Origin of the sequence: Bacillus siamensis KCTC 13613, assembly GCF_000262045.1 — a bacterium.
Lineage (GTDB): Bacteria > Bacillota > Bacilli > Bacillales > Bacillaceae > Bacillus > Bacillus siamensis.
Genome location: NZ_AJVF01000039.1, coordinates 41,748 through 60,035, shown reverse-complemented (window position 1 = coordinate 60,035; position 18,288 = coordinate 41,748). Strand labels below are relative to the sequence as shown.

General features: G+C 42.4%; 18 protein-coding genes. 8 read left to right on the top strand and 10 right to left on the bottom strand.

Translation table 11 applies throughout. From position 1 onward, the window contains the following. Window positions 1-21: 21 nt before the first annotated feature. Window positions 22-507, top strand: coding sequence for a spore coat protein (locus Y79_RS0108905; protein ID WP_016937355.1), 486 nt, complete (start codon window positions 22-24; stop codon window positions 505-507). 36 nt (window positions 508-543) lie between these two features. Here the strand turns inward: Y79_RS0108905 and Y79_RS0108900 are convergent, their stop codons facing one another. Further along, window positions 544-915, bottom strand: coding sequence for a winged helix-turn-helix transcriptional regulator (locus tag Y79_RS0108900; protein ID WP_016937354.1), 372 nt, complete (start codon window positions 913-915; stop codon window positions 544-546). 206 nt (window positions 916-1,121) lie between these two features. Here Y79_RS0108900 and Y79_RS0108895 point away from each other — a divergent pair, with 206 nt between their 5' ends. From Y79_RS0108895 to Y79_RS0108875, 5 genes are all read left to right on the top strand, one after another. Continuing rightward, window positions 1,122-2,051, top strand: a complete 930-nt coding sequence (locus Y79_RS0108895) for a manganese-dependent inorganic pyrophosphatase (RefSeq protein ID WP_004393053.1) — start codon at window positions 1,122-1,124, stop codon at window positions 2,049-2,051. Window positions 2,052-2,215: 164 nt separating this feature from the next. Continuing rightward, the gene (locus Y79_RS0108890; RefSeq protein ID WP_265586274.1) at window positions 2,216-3,124 is read left to right on the top strand and encodes a DMT family transporter; all 909 of its coding nucleotides are present in this window, start codon (window positions 2,216-2,218) and stop codon (window positions 3,122-3,124) included. Window positions 3,125-3,471: 347 nt separating this feature from the next. Beyond that, complete coding sequence (locus Y79_RS0108885; RefSeq protein WP_016937352.1) at window positions 3,472-4,893, top strand: glycoside hydrolase family 68 protein; 1,422 nt, start codon at window positions 3,472-3,474, stop codon at window positions 4,891-4,893. A 60-nt stretch (window positions 4,894-4,953) separates the two neighbouring features. Further along, window positions 4,954-6,510 carry a glycoside hydrolase family 32 protein gene (locus Y79_RS0108880; protein WP_420535157.1) on the top strand — a complete coding sequence of 519 codons (1,557 nt, stop codon included), beginning with the start codon at window positions 4,954-4,956 and terminating at the stop codon, window positions 6,508-6,510. Window positions 6,511-6,587: 77 nt separating this feature from the next. Next, window positions 6,588-7,250, top strand: coding sequence for a GntR family transcriptional regulator (locus Y79_RS0108875; RefSeq protein ID WP_016937350.1), 663 nt, complete (start codon window positions 6,588-6,590; stop codon window positions 7,248-7,250). Between the two features lie 72 nt (window positions 7,251-7,322). Here Y79_RS0108875 and Y79_RS0108870 read toward each other — a convergent pair whose 3' ends face one another. The 3 genes from Y79_RS0108870 to Y79_RS0108850 form a co-directional block, all read right to left on the bottom strand. Then, the gene (locus tag Y79_RS0108870) at window positions 7,323-7,832 is read right to left on the bottom strand and encodes a DinB family protein (protein ID WP_016937349.1); all 510 of its coding nucleotides are present in this window, start codon (window positions 7,830-7,832) and stop codon (window positions 7,323-7,325) included. A gap of 50 nt (window positions 7,833-7,882) precedes the next feature. Further along, window positions 7,883-9,094, bottom strand: coding sequence for an MFS transporter (locus Y79_RS0108865; RefSeq protein ID WP_016937348.1), 1,212 nt, complete (start codon window positions 9,092-9,094; stop codon window positions 7,883-7,885). A 763-nt stretch (window positions 9,095-9,857) separates the two neighbouring features. Continuing rightward, the gene (locus Y79_RS0108850; protein WP_016937345.1) at window positions 9,858-10,487 is read right to left on the bottom strand and encodes a response regulator transcription factor; all 630 of its coding nucleotides are present in this window, start codon (window positions 10,485-10,487) and stop codon (window positions 9,858-9,860) included. A 278-nt stretch (window positions 10,488-10,765) separates the two neighbouring features. Between Y79_RS0108850 and Y79_RS0108845 the strand changes: the two genes are divergently transcribed. Further along, window positions 10,766-12,943 carry an anthranilate synthase component I gene (locus Y79_RS0108845; protein WP_016937344.1) on the top strand — a complete coding sequence of 726 codons (2,178 nt, stop codon included), beginning with the start codon at window positions 10,766-10,768 and terminating at the stop codon, window positions 12,941-12,943. Between the two features lie 39 nt (window positions 12,944-12,982). Here the strand turns inward: Y79_RS0108845 and Y79_RS0108840 are convergent, their stop codons facing one another. The 3 genes from Y79_RS0108840 to Y79_RS1000000121235 all read right to left on the bottom strand — a co-directional run bounded on the left by Y79_RS0108840 (window position 12,983) and on the right by Y79_RS1000000121235 (window position 15,589). Beyond that, complete coding sequence (locus Y79_RS0108840) at window positions 12,983-13,933, bottom strand: DMT family transporter (protein WP_016937343.1); 951 nt, start codon at window positions 13,931-13,933, stop codon at window positions 12,983-12,985. 102 nt (window positions 13,934-14,035) lie between these two features. Next, window positions 14,036-15,178, bottom strand: a complete 1,143-nt coding sequence (locus Y79_RS0108835) for a hypothetical protein (RefSeq protein WP_016937342.1) — start codon at window positions 15,176-15,178, stop codon at window positions 14,036-14,038. 267 nt (window positions 15,179-15,445) lie between these two features. Next, window positions 15,446-15,589 carry a hypothetical protein gene (locus Y79_RS1000000121235; RefSeq protein ID WP_155816732.1) on the bottom strand — a complete coding sequence of 48 codons (144 nt, stop codon included), beginning with the start codon at window positions 15,587-15,589 and terminating at the stop codon, window positions 15,446-15,448. 186 nt (window positions 15,590-15,775) lie between these two features. Here Y79_RS1000000121235 and Y79_RS0108830 point away from each other — a divergent pair, with 186 nt between their 5' ends. After that, complete coding sequence (locus tag Y79_RS0108830) at window positions 15,776-16,651, top strand: LysR family transcriptional regulator (RefSeq protein ID WP_016937341.1); 876 nt, start codon at window positions 15,776-15,778, stop codon at window positions 16,649-16,651. Window positions 16,652-16,767: 116 nt separating this feature from the next. Here Y79_RS0108830 and Y79_RS0108825 read toward each other — a convergent pair whose 3' ends face one another. Genes Y79_RS0108825 through Y79_RS0108815 form a run of 3 tightly spaced genes read right to left on the bottom strand, consistent with a single transcriptional unit; the run spans window position 16,768 to window position 18,253 of the window. Continuing rightward, on the bottom strand, window positions 16,768-17,136 hold the full coding sequence (locus Y79_RS0108825; RefSeq protein ID WP_016937340.1) for a DUF1304 domain-containing protein: 369 nt from the start codon (window positions 17,134-17,136) through the stop codon (window positions 16,768-16,770). A 30-nt stretch (window positions 17,137-17,166) separates the two neighbouring features. Next, window positions 17,167-17,805 (bottom strand): nitroreductase family protein, encoded by a 639-nt coding sequence (locus Y79_RS0108820; protein WP_004393039.1) that lies wholly within the window; start codon window positions 17,803-17,805, stop codon window positions 17,167-17,169. 13 nt (window positions 17,806-17,818) lie between these two features. Then, window positions 17,819-18,253, bottom strand: coding sequence for a MarR family winged helix-turn-helix transcriptional regulator (locus Y79_RS0108815; protein WP_016937339.1), 435 nt, complete (start codon window positions 18,251-18,253; stop codon window positions 17,819-17,821). Window positions 18,254-18,288 lie beyond the last annotated feature (35 nt).

The window sequence follows — 18,288 nt, the reverse complement described above, 5'->3', positions numbered from 1 at the left end:
GATAAAGGAGATTCTCACACCATGACTGAGCGGAGAACATTAGCATGGCATGAAACGTTAGAACTGCACGAGTTAGTGGCTTTCCAGGCAAACGGGCTTGTGAAATTAAAAAGAACGGAACGTGAAGTAAGCGATGCCAGATTAAAACAGCTTTATAGATTTTCCATCCATTCGCTGGAACAAAATCTGCGTGAACTGCTTCCCTTCTTCCCTGAAGCCCCCGGCTTTCGTGAAGATGAGACAGAAGAGCGGGCTGATTCCTCCTTTTACAGCGGCGGCCTGCTGAGCATGGCCAAAACATCTGTCCGCAATTACGCCGGAGCCATTACAGAAACGGCCACACCTCAATTAAGAATCGTCTTCGTCAAGCACTTAAACGCGGCCATCAAGTGGCACCAAATGGTCTTTGAGTATATGGAAGAACGCGGTCAATATCCGGCTTATAACTTGAGCGAATTGCTGAAAAACGACGTCCGCAACGCCAGAAAAGCCATTGCCATGAAATAAAAAAAAGCAGCAAGGACTCTCATCCTTTGCTGCTTCTTATTTTTGAGCGGACTGATCTTGAGCCGACGTTTTTTCCCGGTATGTTTCGAGAAATTCCCGGTTGGCGTCTCCCCATTTCTTCATTTGCAGCACGATCGGTTCAAGCGACCTGCCGAATTCGGTGAGTGAATACTCAACCTTTGGAGGCACCTGCTGATACACCTCACGATGCACGATGCCGTCCGCCTCAAGCTCCCGAAGCTGAAGCGTCAGCATACGCTGCGTAATGCTGGGACAGATGCGCCGAAACTCATTAAACCGCTTTTTTCCGCCGATCATATGATAAAACAAAATACCCTTCCACTTTCCCCCGATAACGGAAAGTGTCAGCTCAACCGGGCAACCTTCTTTATTCGGATATATGTTCATAATTCATCCTCCATAGTACCTTTTTTGATACTACATGCTGATTAGCATCTGACTTACCCAGTATTTTACTCGCAATCTGCTCCCACTCTCAACAAAAATGCTTCTTTTTCACATCAATTTTTAAGGTTTTGAAGATTACACCCTCCGCAAGACGTGTTAAACTATAAAAAGATTGTTTACACTACAAAAAAGGACAAGGAGTTATTATGGAAAAAATTCTTATTTTCGGACATCAAAACCCAGACACAGATACCATTTGCTCTGCCATTGCCTACGCTGATCTTAAAAACAAACTCGGTTTCAATGCTGAGCCTGTCCGCCTAGGACAAGTCAACGGCGAAACTCAATACGCGCTTGATTATTTCAAGCAGGAAAGCCCGCGTCTCGTGGAAACAGCCGCAAACGAAGTAAACGGCGTCATCCTTGTTGACCACAATGAACGCCAGCAAAGCATCAAGGATATTGAAGACGTTCAGGTTCTTGAAGTCATTGACCATCACCGTATCGCCAACTTCGAAACGGCGGAGCCTCTTTACTATCGTGCAGAGCCGGTCGGCTGTACGGCTACGATCTTAAACAAAATGTACAAAGAAAATAACGTGAAAATCGAGAAAGAAATTGCCGGTCTTATGCTGTCAGCGATTATTTCCGACTCACTTTTATTTAAATCTCCGACTTGCACAGAGCAGGATATCGCGGCGGCAAAAGAGCTTGCTGAAATTGCCGGCGTAGATGCGGAAGAGTACGGCTTAAACATGCTTAAAGCAGGCGCCGACTTAAGCAAAAAAACGGTGGAAGAGCTGATTTCCCTTGATGCGAAAGAGTTCACGCTCGGCAGCAAAAAAGTCGAAATCGCCCAAGTCAACACAGTTGATATTGAAGATGTCAAAAAGCGTCAGCCGGAATTAGAAGCGGCCCTTTCAAAAGTCATTGCTGAGAAAAACCTTGATCTGTTCCTTCTCGTGATTACGGACATTTTGGAAAACGATTCTCTTGCGCTTGCCATCGGCGATCAGGCGTCAAAAGTGGAAAAAGCATTCAACGTCACTTTAGAAAACAACACGGCTCTTTTAAAAGGTGTTGTATCCAGAAAGAAACAAGTCGTTCCTGTTTTAACAGACGCGATTGCAGAATAACCAAAACACCCCGGCGGGTTCCCGGGGTGTTTTTTTACGGCTTTTTTTGTAAGCGCTCACCAAAAAATCGCTTTGACGCGTTTTAGTATGTAATATATAATATATCACATGAAAGGCGCCTTTTTCTATTCATTGTAAATCAAAACAGCGAGGAGGGTTCTGCGCTGGAAAAACACGCTGCTCTTTCCTATTCACGAACAACAGGAATTTGGCTTGTGCTTACAGGAGCTATCTTATGGGGTGTCTCAGGAACAGTTGCCCAGTATCTGTTTCAGGACCGCCATTTTAATACCGAATGGCTGACCTCTGTACGGCTGCTGCTTTCAGGGGCGCTTCTGCTCGGAATCGCGTACCGCAAAGAAAAAGGACGCATATGGGCTGTTTGGAAAGACAGACAGGACATAGTTCCCCTTCTTTTATTCGGGATTTTCGGAATGTTAGGCGTTCAATACACCTATTTCGCGGCAATTGAGTACGGCAATGCGGCCACCGCTACCGTTCTCCAATATTTAGGGCCGGCGATTATTACATGCTTTTTAGCGATCCGCGCAAAGAGAATGCCTTCAGGAAAAGAACTGCTCGCCGTCTTATTAGCGGCTGCAGGCACATTTATTTTGGTCACGCACGGGAATGCCGGCAGCCTCTCCATATCCGGCCTGGCCGTCTTTTGGGGGATCAGCTCAGCCTTTGCGCTGGCGTTTTACACTCTTCAGCCGCATCGGCTTTTGAAGAAATGGGGCTCCGCCATTATTGTCGGATGGGGCATGCTGATCGGCGGAGCCGCTCTCAGTTTAGTCCGGCCGCCTTGGAAGTTTGAAGGCCAATGGTCATTATCCGCATATGCCGCGATTGTATTTATCATCATTTTCGGAACGCTCATCGCTTTTTATTGCTACTTGGAAAGCCTGAAATATCTGAGTGCCTCTGAAACCAGCCTGCTCGCCTGCGCAGAGCCGCTGTCGGCAGCTTTTTTAGCGGTGATCTGGCTGCATGTTCCCTTCGGAATATCAGAATGGCTGGGTACTTTATTGATTTTAGCCACCATCGCTTTATTATCTATCAAGAAAAAATAACCTCTCTTTTTTTAGAGAGGTTTTTTCCTAGGCCTGGAGCACCCCTTAGTCTCAATTACCCATATATTAAAGGGCCTTTTTTCATTTTACTATCTTCCAAAAGAGGAAATTAGACCAGTTGTCAATAGATTCAGAGTCTAATAGAATGATGTCGACAAGTAAATCATGCAGGATTGTTACTGATAAAGCAGGCAAGACCTAAAATGTGTTAAGGGCAAAGTGTATTCTTTGGCGTCACCCCTTGCATATTTTAGGTCTTTTTTTCTGTAACAAACCTGCCATCCATGAATGCGGGAGGATCGAATCGGCAGATCGCAACAAAAGTACATACAAAAGGAGACATGGACATGAACATCAAAAAATTTGCAAAACGAGCCACAGTTCTAACTTTTACAACTGCACTTCTGGCAGGGGGAGCAACTCAAGCCTTCGCGAAAGAAAATACCCAAAAACCTTACAAAGAAACGTACGGCGTCTCTCATATCACACGCCATGATATGCTGCAGATCCCTAAACAGCAGCAAAGTGAAAAATACCAAGTGCCTCAATTCGATCAATCAACGATTAAAAATATTGAATCTGCAAAAGGACTGGATGTGTGGGACAGCTGGCCGCTCCAAAACGCTGACGGAACAGTAGCTGAATACAACGGCTATCACGTCGTGTTTGCACTTGCAGGAAGCCCGAAAGACGCTGATGACACATCAATCTACATGTTTTATCAAAAAGTCGGCGACAACTCGATTGACAGCTGGAAAAACGCGGGCCGTGTCTTTAAAGACAGCGATAAGTTCGACGCCAACGATGAAATCCTGAAAGAACAGACACAAGAATGGTCCGGTTCTGCTACCCTTACTTCTGACGGAAAAATCCGTTTATTCTACACTGACTTTTCCGGTAAACATTACGGTAAACAAAGTCTTACAACGGCGCAGGTAAATGTGTCAAAATCCGACAGCACGCTCAACATCAACGGAGTGGAAGATCACAAAACGATTTTTGACGGCGACGGAAAAACATATCAGAACGTTCAGCAGTTTATCGATGAAGGCAACTATACATCCGGCGACAACCATACGCTGAGAGACCCTCACTACGTTGAAGACAAAGGCCATAAATACCTTGTATTCGAAGCCAATACAGGAACAGAAAACGGATACCAAGGCGAAGAATCTTTATTTAACAAAGCGTACTACGGCGGCAGCACGAACTTCTTCCGTAAAGAAAGCCAGAAGCTTCAGCAGAGTGCTAAAAAACGCGATGCTGAATTAGCGAACGGCGCCCTCGGTATGATAGAGTTAAATAATGATTACACATTGAAAAAAGTCATGAAGCCGCTGATCACTTCAAACACGGTAACTGATGAAATCGAGCGGGCGAACGTTTTCAAAATGAACGGCAAATGGTACTTGTTCACTGATTCACGCGGTTCAAAAATGACAATCGACGGTATTAATTCAAACGATATTTACATGCTTGGTTATGTATCAAACTCTTTAACAGGTCCTTACAAGCCGCTGAACAAAACAGGTCTTGTACTGCAAATGGGTCTTGATCCTAACGATGTGACGTTCACATACTCTCACTTCGCAGTGCCTCAAGCCAAAGGCAACAATGTCGTGATCACAAGCTACATGACAAACAGAGGCTTCTTTGAGGATAAAAAGGCAACTTTTGCGCCAAGCTTCTTAATGAACATCAAAGGCAAGAAAACATCCGTTGTCAAAAACAGCATCCTTGAACAAGGACAGCTTACGGTTAACAACTAATCATAATAAAAAGAAAATGCCATATTTCATTGGCATTTTCTTTTATTTCTAAACAAGATGGTGAATTCAATCATGGCACGAAAATGGCCCATTGCAATATTGCTCATTCTGGGTGCGTTCCTGTTTGTCGGCTTACTGCCGGACAAAAGCAACAATTCCTCTAAAACAAACACGAAGAATGAACCCGATTACCGGGCGGCATATCATTTTACAACCCCGGACAAATGGAAAAACGACCCTCAAAAACCCATTTTTTTCGATGGGAAATATCATTACTATTATCTTTATAATCGGGATTATCCGAACGGCAACGGCACAGAATGGCGGCACGCCGTATCAGAGGACTTGGTGCACTGGACGGACGAAGGCACGGCTATTCCGAAATACACCAACCCAAACGGTGATATATGGACCGGTTCTGTCGTCATTGATAAACACAACACGGCAGGCTTCGGCAAAAACGCACTCGTCGCCATTACAACGCAGCCGACGGCCAAAACCGAAGCACAGGAACAATATTTATGGTACAGCACGGATAAAGGAAAAACATTTACATCCTATAGTGATCAGCCCGTCATGAAAAACCCGGGCACTAAAGATTTCCGGGATCCGAAGGTAATCTGGGATGAACAGGATAATAAATGGGTGATGGCCATGGCCGAGGGCGAAAAAATCGGCTTTTATGAATCATCCGATTTAAAGAATTGGCATTACACGGGCGGTTTTATTACCCAGCAGATCGGCCTCATCGAATGCCCTGACCTTTATATGATGCGTGCAGATGACGGCACGGCCAAGTGGATTCTCGGCGCAAGCGCAAACGGCAAACCTCAGGGCAAACCGAATACGTACGCTTATTGGACCGGAAACTTTGACGGAAAAGAATTTACTGCCGATCAAGCGGAACCGCAATGGCTCGATTACGGGTTTGACTGGTACGGCGGCGTCACATTTGAGGACGGCAATAGCAAAGATCCGCTGACAAAACGCTATGCACTGGCATGGATGAACAATTGGGATTATCCCAATGAAACTCCGACACTAAAGAACGGCTTTAACGGCACGGATTCTATCGTTCGTGAAATCCGCCTTCAGCAGCAGGATGGCGGCACCTACAGCCTGATGTCAGAGCCGGTTGAAGCATTGAACCAATTAACCTCTTCAACGGACGGCACTGAAGACAAACAGGTGAACGGTTCTGAAACACTGCCGATCAAGGGTGATACGTATCAGCTTGACATGGATATCTCTTGGTCCGATATCAAAAATGCAGGCGTCAGACTCAGAGAATCAGCAGACCAAAAGCGGCATATTGATGTCGGTATTTCAGCTGAAGACGGCTGTGCCTATGTGAACAGATCATTTACAGATCAGCCTGATAAAACCGGGACATATACTGAAAGCAAAGCGCCATTTGACGGAAATAAAGGGCGCGTTCATCTGAAAATTCTCGTGGATAAAACGAGTATTGAAGTATTTGCAGATGACGGAAAAACCGTTCTCACAAATGAAGTGTTTCCAAAACCCGAAGATCAGGGAATCACGCTCTATTCTGAAGGCGGTTCCGCTGACTTTCAGCATATTGAGATAAAGCATCTCGGTTCCATTCATCCTTAGATCACTCTTCATTTCTAACCGGCGTTCAGACTGTGTTAAAATGCTTGTATGTATACTACGATTCATGAGGTGTTCCATTGGATAATCAAAACAAAGAACCTGTGCTGAAAAGAACCATCATGCGGGACGAAGTGTATCACACGCTCAGAAACTGGATCATAACGGGCAGGCTCAAACCTGAAACAAAGTTAAAGGACAAGGAACTGTCGGAAACATTGGGAATCAGCCGCACTCCGATACGGGAAGCCTTATTGCGCTTAGAAGATGACGGCTTGGTCATGACAAAGGCAAACAGATGGACGCTTGTCGCTCCGATTGAGTTAAAAGAAGCGGAAAACTTGTATTCCATTGTCTGGACGCTTGAAAAACTCGCACTGCAGCAAGCCCTCCCGCATATGGACGCTGCAGTGATTCAGGAATTGAAACAGCTTAATGAAGAGCTGCTTCAAACGGTGAAGGCCGGCGATAAAATGGCCATTCTGGAAGCGGATAATGCATTTCACCATCGCATCATTCTGCTTACAGACAATGCCGAACTCTGCAAATTGCTTGTGGGGCTTAAGGTAAAAATCCAGAGAATGGAGATCCGCTATTTCAGCGAAGATGATGCATTGACCAGATCTTACAATGAACACGCTGCTATCATTCACGCATTAGAACAGCAGGACGACGCCGCTGCCCTTGCAGCGCTTGAAGCGAATTGGAAAAACAGTTTAGAACGTCTGCAGAACATGTCTTAGCAAACGAAAAAGCCAAATCATATGATCTGGCTTTTTACGGATATAACAAGGCAGCCGACTTGGCTGTCTTGTTTACTTTTTGTTTATATATAAATAAATACCGTAATCCGTCGGCACAGAAGCATACCCCATCTGTCTGAGCATGGCTGTTATATTCCCGCGATGATACGTTCCGTGGTTCACAACATGGAGAATCATATCGGCCGCCGTGGTTTTCATGATGTCACCTGACGGATGTTCTATTTCAAGGGAGAGATTGATATTTTCCTCCTTTTGCAAAAATAGTTGATATCGGTCTGATAATTCCAAAAATAGATCTTCCAGCTCTTCTATCTCTTTAGACAAGATGTCCTCTTTTTGCTGTTCAGCTGATTTCAGCGTATCCTCCAGACGCTCTCCGGAGAACATATCAAACCACCCCTTATCCGACAGATACACATGGGTCAATACACCGGCTATCGACGGAAAGACACTTTGAATCTCTTTACGGTACACATCCTCCGGAAGCTCTTTAAGCCGGGTGAATATTTGCTGATTTGCCCAAAGATGATAATCATACAATTGCAGTGCCAGATGTCCCACAAAACCCTCTCCTCTCTCGATACAGAACGTACGTTCCCGATTATACCACGCTACATGCGGCTCTGTACCGTTTTCTTCATTTGCAGCTGAGAAAACCCGATAAAGGCTGAAAATAATAAAAGAATCCCCGCGCTTATATAAATAAACCGCACGCCGAATACATCCGAGATCATCCCCGTACCAATAATGGAAAACATAAAGATCAATTGAATGAATGCTGATCTCGCCGCTAATATATTGACCCGTGTCTGTTCAGTCGTGATGTTTTGAAGAAAGGTTTCCTGCGTCAGATCTCTTAATACGCAAGCCGGCCCCATACACAGCACCAGAAAAAGGGCCAGAACGGCACTGCTGGTCAATCCATAAATAAAAGTGAGCATTCCATACGCCAAGGCTCCCGTCAGCATAAGCGGAATGAGGCTTCGCTGAAACTTACCGGATAACCTATAGATGATCAAGCCGCCGATCATCGTCCCTGCATAATAGGCTCCGTTCACATATCCCCACCACGCTTCTCCTTTTTGAAGGACGTCATGCACATAAGTTAAGGACACAGATCCGATCCATATCATGCCTGCCCACGATTCGACCACATCCATCACTATCAGGGCCCGCAGCTGTTTTTGCTGAAATAAATACACCCAGCCGCTTGCCGCATCTGCAAAAAGTGAACGTTCCCTGACTGCTGCCGTCGCACAGATGCGTACTTGAAGAAACAGAATGATGCCCAAAACCGAAGAAACCAGTAACATTACAGTGATGATTATTGTATAGCTTTCTCCCAAAAATGCGATGATGACGCCGCCCAGAGACCATCCGGCAAACTGAACGGTCTGATCCGCCGCAGATAATAAGCCGTTCGCCTTCGCCCTTTGATCAGGAGGAATGATTTCTCCAATCAGTGCGCTTTTTATCGGAGCGAACCAGCCGTTGCAAAAAGAAATCCCTCCGATCAGACAAAGCAGCAGAAAAAAGAAAGCCGATGAACCGGTTTGGATAACATAAAACAAACAGACTAACAGTGTCACCTGCATCAATTGAGAACCGATCAACAAAGACCGAAGCGTAAACCGGCCGGTGACCAGCGGCAAAACGGCGCTTCCCAATACGCGACATACAATGCTGACGAACGTCATGAGAGAGGCCGCCGCCGTCGAACCGGTTTTTGTAAACAAAAACAAGATAACAGCCATTGTATAAAGTGAGAATCCTAAATTGATAGCGGTCTGGCTGTATAAAATAGAGTAATACGCCCTCTTCATATTATCTTCTCCAAAAGCTTCACTCCCTGATTATGTAAATCATACCATATTTGCCGATCAGCTCTCTTAAAAAACAGAGTTCACTCCATCTATTAGTCTTTATAAGCAGAAAGGAAACTTTCAGTAAAAAAATAAAAAAGGATTGAGTAACATATGTTTAAAATCATCAATGCGATTATCATCGTTACGTTCGTGCGGGGTATTTGTGGGTGCCCACCAAAATCGGACTCGGTTATATTTCACCGTTTTTCTTTACAGCCCTGCGGCTTTTTACAGGAGATCTGCCTTTGTTCCTTATACAATTCATACGTAAGAAAGATTGGCTTCCGGCTAAAAAAGACTGGAAAAAGCTGATAACGATATCCTTCGTTATTAAAAATCGGCTTGCTGCCCCCGCCGCAAAGAAAAGAAAGCGGTGTACGCATTTACTTTCAAAAAGACATCGACACCCAATCCTTTTTACAAAGCTAAAAAAAGACGGGGCTCTCTATTGAAGAGATGACTGAATTTTATTCACACCAGAGACTTTGCTTTGGCTCAAAACGAAGGTAGAGATCTTAACGAAACACGTCAGCAAGCTGGAAAAACAGCTGGCCGACATCGAAATGTTATTTCGTTAACGAAAAAGAAATCGGCACTTATCGTGATATTTTGAAGGCGATGAAAGATTAAATAACGCCTCGATTCCGTACAAAACAAGAGCCGATGCTTGCGCGCATCGGCTCTTGTTTTGTACTGTGTGCTTAATGAGGAATATTGAATATTATTTGTTGGCTAATATCCCCAGTTTGTTCGCCTCTCTAATTGCGCCAACTCTTGATTTAACAGAGAGTTTATTAAAAATCATAGTCATATAATATTCTACCGTACTTATCGAATAGTTAAGAATATGAGAAATTTCTTTATTTGTTTTTTCATTATAGATTAATTTTATTATCTGTATTTCTTTAGTTGTTAAATTTTTGTTGCTGTTTTTATTCATATGTTTTGATAGTTCTTTGCTGATTACTATTTGATCATTTTGAATTAAATAAAACATCTCGGCTATGCCATCTGCATCCGAAGCGGCAGTCATAAAGCCTTTGACGTCAAGGTTTATCAATTCATCAAAATAGGTTGGGAACAACCCCTTTTTTATTATTACAACAATTTTGGACGTTAAACGATATCTTGTGCTTTGAAGCTGTTTTAAAAAAGCAATACATTCTCTAATATTATGATGCTCTATATTAATTACAATAATTTCAAAATGGAACTCATCTATTATTGAATATTCCTTACTTTTTACATAAAGGGTATTCACTGATTCCATATCATTTTTGGTTTCAAGCATTGATTTCATTCCATAACCAAACAAAGGATAGACGTCGACTAACAAAAGATTTATCTCCATTTACTTTCTCTCCTTAACTAAGCTCCTCTAATTCTCATTCTAAACTCTTTTTTTCGACTGGTAATTTATTCTTTGGTTAAATATAGAATAACGGTATATTCCGAGTCAATATTACAAAAACACTAATTTTAGTCAATTTGCAATATTCAATCATGTTATATAAAATAAGATACAGATTAGCAAAGTTTAGATTAGTTGAGACAGGATAGCTGAGGAAAGTAGAAAAATCTTATACTGTTTAACTCAGTTTTCTCCTGTAAATTAAGGAGGAACCATACATGAGTATTCTTAAAGACTTCCCGTTATTGAAGAATGGAAGTAAGCAATATTACACAAAAAATGGTTTAGTCATCACTCGGACTCAGAAATTGCTTAATTGTGCAACAGCAGCCGAACATGTTGATACAATTGTAAAAGGTGTTGACACACAAAAAGGCGCTTTATTTTCAAGCGGTTATGAGTATCCGGGCCGCTATTCACGCTGGGACATGGGGTTTGTTAATCCGCCAATTGAGTTGCGGTCGTTCAAGGATTCATTTAAAATACGCGCCTTAAATAACCGAGGGAAATTGCTCTTACAATATATAAACGATCATCTTTCAGATTTTGAAGAAATCTATGACATCTCTGTAGAAAAAAATACCGAATTGAAGGGAAAAATTATTAGTCCACAAGGAATTTTTTCTGAGGAAAACAGAAGTAAACAGCCATCCATTTTTACTTTAATAAAATATATAATGAGTTTGTTTTTTTCCCCGGAGGATTCATTCCTCGGGTTTTATGGAGCGTTTGGCTATGATCTGATTTTTCAATTTGAACCTACAGAATTAAAACATAAACGAAATGAAAATCAAAACGATCTGCTGCTCTATATACCTGACGAAATTTTAATAGTCGATCACAGACTGTCAACAGCATATCAACTGCAATATGAATTTTCATATAAATCATATGATACAAATTCGCTGGTACGTGATCATTTATATTTTCAAGATGAACATCCCGCTGTAAAAATCCAGCCGAAAGCGTATGTGAAAGGAAAATATGCGGATTTGGTCCGCACTGCCGCACAATCTTTTATAAAGGGTGATTTATTCGAAGTTGTTCCGACGCACTGCTTTTATGAAAAGTATACTGATAATCCGTCAGATGTATTTCTTAGGCTGCAACATTTGAATCCGAGCCCTTATGGATTCATCATTAATTTAGGCGGGGAATACTTAGTCGGATCATCCCCCGAAATGTATGTCCGAGTAGAAGGAAGAAGGGTAGAAACCTGCCCGATTTCAGGTACAATAAAGCGTGGCGAGAATGCGTTAGAAGATGCAGAGCAAATCCTTAAGCTGTTGAATTCGAACAAAGATGAATCTGAGCTAACGATGTGTACTGATGTTGACCGGAATGACAAATCGAGAATTTGTGTTCCTGGGACGGTCAAGGTGATTGGCAGAAGACAGCCTGAAATCTATTCACATTTGATTCATACAGTGGATCATATAGAAGGGCAGTTAAAACCGGATTTTGATTCTCTGGATGCCTTTATTACGCATATGTGGGCGGTAACAATTACAGGAGCTCCTAAAAGGTCAGCTGTTAAATGGATTGAACAACATGAGGAGACACCCCGAAAATGGTATGGGGGGGCAGTCGGACATATTTCTTTTAATGGCGATATTAATACCGGTCTTACACTTAGAACAATATATATGCAGGAAAATCAGGCGGAAATCAGAGTGGGTGCCACTTTATTATACGATTCTATTCCAGATGAAGAGGAAAAAGAAACTCAATTAAAAGCACAGGCTCTCAAGAGTGCGATTAGAGGAGTTATGAGGAGAGCTGGAGAAGAAAAGTGTCAGGAAAACAAAGTCCTTTCCTCTAAAAGTATTCTTCTGGTTGATCATGAGGATTCATTTGTTCATACACTGGCGAATTATTTAAGGCAGTTCGGAGCTGATGTGGTCACGATGCGACACAGCTATGCTCGTAAAATCTTAAAAGAAGAAAACTTTGATTTAGTCTTTCTCTCCCCTGGTCCAGGGCTTCCCTCAGAATTTATGATGAATGAAACCATTTATTTATGTATAAGCAAACAAATCCCAATTATCGGTGTCTGTTTAGGACTTCAAGCGATTGTTGAATACTTTGGGGGATCACTTGGTATTTTAGATGAACCGAGACACGGTAGGAAGCATCTGGTACATCTGACCGGAAACTCCAAATTATTCGAAGATGTGCCTTACCAATTTGAGGCAGGCCTTTATCATTCCATTTTTGCACAGTCCGTATCTGAAGACCTTCGGGTTACAGCGATCTCAGATGAGGGCATTGTGATGGCAGTTGAACATAGGAATCTTCCTATCGCAGCTATTCAATTTCATCCCGAATCGATCATGTCAGCGCAGCATCAGGTTGGCTTAACAATTATTAAAAACATTATTCATTATATGAAATAAATACAGTGAAAGCCTCCCTAAATGGGAGGCTTTCACATGTCAGGTTTTCATTTTTAATTTGATCTTCCTGCCTTCCGAAAAAGTAATCATGCTTAGGACAATGAAACAACCTATCCACTGTATCCCTGTTAAGCGCTCACCCAGGAAAAAGGCGCCAAAGATGATTGTGATGATCGGGCCCATCATTGAAATCAAAGACCCTCTTACTGCCCCAATCCGTTTGATACCTTCCAGCATAAATAAAAAAGGAACGACTGTTGTAAATACAGCAATGATTAAAAAAAGGAAATATACGGGTGGCTGAAACGACCATAACTCTGTCTGATAGCCAAAACCCTTTCTGATGATTAAAAAAAGCACCATGGCAATGCTTGCTAAGGACATCCCATATGCATTCATACGGATACTGCCTACTTTGCGAACAAGCTGACCGGACAGGACCAAATAAAGTCCGTAAACCGCGGACGACAGAAGAACGAGAAAAGCGCCAAATATATTCGCACTCAATTCGTGCAGATTCCAGCCGCCAATGGAAAAAAAGATTCCTATGCTGACCACAACGACAGAAATGATGTCTGCAGCGGTGATTTTCTCCATTTTTCCAAAAAACGAGATAATCATGACAAAAATCGGATAACTCATAACGAGCATCCTTTCTACAATAGCTGAAACATAATGCAGCCCGATAAAGTCCAACAGCGGAGATAGAAAAAAAACGAGCAGACCCGTGATTCCTGCTCTGACTATATCAGCCTTTGCCGGTTTTTCAGATAATTTTGCACGATATATAAGAAAAATGATGCAAAAAAGAGGGGTTGCAATCACTTGCCTGAAAAATAGCGTTGACTCCGGAGTGGCTCCGAATGAGTAAGCCCACTTAATAAAGATCGACTTTGAGGCAAAACATAGCGTACCAACAATCATAAACAACATTCCGGCGAGAAACGGGTGATTTAGTTTTGGCGGAGTATTCACTTCGATTTTGCTCATAGATTTACACCTTTCCTTAGTATGAAAGAAATGAAACACCCTGGCTCATAGCGCAAGGTGCTCAAGGTTATTCTTTTTATCATACATTTAATTTAATATCATTTATTTCGATTCTGTAAGCAGTTTCCCTTTTTGTTTTATATACCATAATGCATTTCTATCAATAATTTTAGAAATACTAGAGTCTGAAGCAGAAACAGCATTTTTTAACAATTCATCAATAACGCCAAATGAAAAATACTTTCCTTTCTCATTTTCAAAGTTTTTTTGTAAATAATAGGTACCTGAAACAGTGTAACCACCTATTTTGACTTTCTTGCACTTTGCAAAAAAATCATCAATATTAAAAAGAATGTCTAAAACTTTCTCTCTCATAGAAGGATGACTGCTTAGTGCTTTTTTTACTTTTTCAGCGGTTAGAAAATCTATGATTTTATATTTATCTTTCAAAAACAAAGAGGTAAATGTGATTAAATGGAAATTCTCGATAGGTTTTATAATAACTGTATCTGTCCCTTCATAAATATCAATAAGCGTATGTAAGTTCATCTCTGTGATGTTTCCAACTAAAATTTTTTGACCTGTGTCCAAGCGTGCTGGTGTGTTTTCTAAATACATATAAGCATTTTTTGTTTCTGTATTTTGTGAAAACGAGGTGATTGTGGTGTCTGCACCAACTTTCTCTAATACTCTTTTTGTTACTTCGACCTCACCTTCAATTCTTCCCAAAGTTAAAATAGAGTCAGTTCCTGCTTGACTGAAACTCATAGTAATATTAGAAATTAATTCAATGGTCTGCAGGTAATCTAATTGACCGGAACTGTGTTTAATCCCCCATGTTCCGTCCTCATTTAATCCAATACTGAATGGATCCACTGTGATATGGAGAGTCCCCTTAGGATAACGTGCTCGTATTGTCTTAAACGCATCAACATGGTCCTTTAAGACATCATATATATCCGAGCAGTTATCAGAGGGCTTTCCGACAAGACGGAGAGTTATCGAATAAATCCCATGAGATCTTACCTCTTTTATAAATTCAATTGAATTTTCAACAGAACGATAAGGATAATCATCCATATTTTTCATTTCCCTGGTGGTGTTGCCCTGTAAATAAACATCAACATCAATCGGTTGTGATAATTTATCCGCACTTACCTCAACCTCAAAATCTTGAGTCAATCTTCTGGATGTTCTCCTTTGATCCCATTTATCAAATTCCGAGTGTTCAAATAATTCTATCATGGTTAAAGCACCCTCTCTACGTATTTGATAAAACAAATTATAGAATTATTCGAAAAAATAATAACCGATGAATGGCATGAATTTTATTAGTGCAAGTCCTTTTTGGGTATAAGGTATTCCCTAAGCATTTAGTCAGTGGCATTATTGTTTTTAGGCAAATCAGCAAATACTCATGCTGTTTAAAGAGCTTCCGGGCTTCAATGAAATAAAGAAATCAGCGTCATAGCAACGAAGTCATTTCTTCCAATGCCATTCCCTGAAGGACTCTTAGACATTGCAGAACCTGAGCACGTGATAATTCGGACTGAATGCCGCTGCCGCACATAAAACGAAGCCGCTAGCATGGAGAATGCCATAATAGGTTTGCGCCCCCGCCGGAGAAATGCTGAATTCCCGCGTAAATACTTCCATGAAGGGCTGTACTCAATAAAGTATTATTAAATCATCCTTCAAGAAAAGAAAGGTTATTTTGTTAAAAGACGATGTGCTCTTCATATACATGCCATTGCCATACTGGCACCTGCCCCTTATGATGTATAATGCATAATACATATATCTATAATGCCTATAAGTAATAAAATGAAAGAGGTGACATTGATGGAATGGGAACAGCTTGAATATTTCCAAACGCTCGCACAAACTGAGCATGTCACAAAAGCCGCAAAGCTATTGTCCATCTCACAGCCAGCACTCTCCCGCTCAATTTCCCGATTGGAAACCCACTTAGGCGTTCCGCTGTTTGACAGACAGGGCCGTTCGATTACATTGAACAAATACGGAGCAATGTTTTTAAAACGGGTTCAGACCATGATGAAAGAGTATACTGACGGCCGAGAGGAAATTCAGGCTTTATTGCAGCCGGATCAAGGAGAGGTTTCTCTTGGATTTTTACATACACTCGGGACAGCCATCGTTCCGGATGTCATCAAGACCTTTCAGCAAAAACACCCCGCAATCAGCATTACATTAAGACAAAATCATTCCTATTGGCTGCTCGATCAGCTGAAAGAAGGTAAGCTTGATCTCTGCCTTCTCGCATCCACTAAACCCGAAAAGTCGATTCGATGGGTGCAATTATGGAGTGAGGAACTCTTTTTATATGTACCGAAAGGACATCGGCTGGCGCATCGTGAAACCGTCACCCTGGATGAACTCGCCGAAGAACCTTTTATATTGCTGAAAGAGGGGTATGCGCTTCGAATGACGGCTGATCAGCTATTTGAACAGGCGGATATCCATCCGAAGATTATGTTCGAAAGTGAAGAGGCGGCAACTGCGGCCGGCTTCACGGCCTCCGGTCTCGGTGTTTCCATCCTGCCTGATTTAAAAGGATTGGATCAAAGCAACCTCTCAAAAATACGCATCAGCTGGCCAAAATGCCAGCGCGTGATCGGCCTCGCCTGGATAGAAGGCAGATTTTTATCTCCTGTTGCTGAAACATTCAAACAGCATGTGATTGAACATTTCGGCTGAACAATGCCGTCCTGACGAAAAAAAAGCCGATGCGCGCAAGCATCGGCGGCCGAACCTGTTCTTCAAAACAGAATAAAAAAAGAGGGCTTCCGAGAAGGAAGCCCTCACTCCGTCTGCTACGCCGCTAAAAGAAAAATAAGCGCTAAAACAGCCGGAAGTCCTTGTTTTACGATAATTGATTTGTTTGAAGTAAAGCCGCCGAAAAGAGCGGCGATGACCACGCAGATGACGAAAAACAATTGAATCATATGGCCAATCGGATCAGCTCCGAGGATCAGCCCCCAAATGAGGCCGGCAGCCAGAAATCCATTATACAGACCTTGATTTGCAAACATGACCGCCACATTCCGATCACTTTCTAAATGCTTCGGCAATTTGAAAGACCGCTTGGCAGCCTTCGAATTGATAAAAAACATTTCAAGTATCATGATAAATACATGTTCTAAAGCTACAATTCCGACGAAAACAGCTGCAATAATGTCCACTGTCTCTCTCCTCTCAGCTTCACTTCAACCTTATTTCCATTGTGCGATCGTTTCGATAGGAAGACGGTAGGAAGCATATCCTTCGTCCGCCGCTTTACCGATTGATAACAGCATGACCGGTACATAACGCTCTTTATCCATTCCGAAAACCTCGGCGATCTTTTCTTTATCGTAGCCGCCGATCGGGTTTGTGTCATAGCCGTGCGCGCGTGCCGTGAGCATCAGCTGCATGGAAACGAGGCCTCCGTCGATCAGAATCGTTTCACGGTTCACTTGCTCCGGAAGTTTTTCAAAGTGTGCCGTCAACGCAGCGATTTGTCTGTCTTTTACTTCCTGCGGCATGTAACCCAGTTCGACCGCTTTTGAATAAATTTCTTCTAAATAGTCATCACTGTTCATATCTGCGAAAACCGCGATCACCGCAGATGATGTGCTGACTTGTGTTTGGTTAAAGCTGGCAAGCGGCGCGAGTTTTTCTTTTCCTTCAGGGCTGTCAATGACAAGGAAACGCCATGGCTGCGCGTTAACTGAAGACGGTGCTGTCGTTGCTTCTTCCAAGATTTGAGTCATTTCTTCTTTGCTGATTTTTACAGCCGGATCGTAATTCCGAATGGAACGGCGGCCTTTCATAATGTCCATAAAGTCGTTTGTTTTCAGTTCTGTTTTCATGTGTAATACACTCCTATGCTTTCATATTTTCTATATTATTCTGCATCTGCGACAATACGTTTTTTAACATACTGCGTTCTTCCGCGCTGACACCGGCAAGCATTTCCTTTATGAAACGCTCCTTCTCTTTTTTGGAAGTCTCAATTCTCTCCCGTCCCTGTTCAGTAAGCCGGACAAGTATAATGCGGTTGTCCTCAGGTTTGCGCCTTCTTGTGACCATTTCTTTGGTTTCAAGCTGTTTCAAGTGTCTTGTAACAGCCGCCCCATCAATATTCACCTTTTTCTGAAGATCGCTTTGACTGATCTCGTCGACGTGAAAGAGCACGGCGAGAAGCTCAAGACGGGATTGGCTGATTCCGGTGCACGCTTCAAACTTCGCTCCGATTACTTTATGCAGTGATTGAAGCTGATATAAAATCTCGCCTTCCTCTGAACAACATGCTGTCAAAACCCATCCCTACTTTCTTTTGCGCAATTAATTGA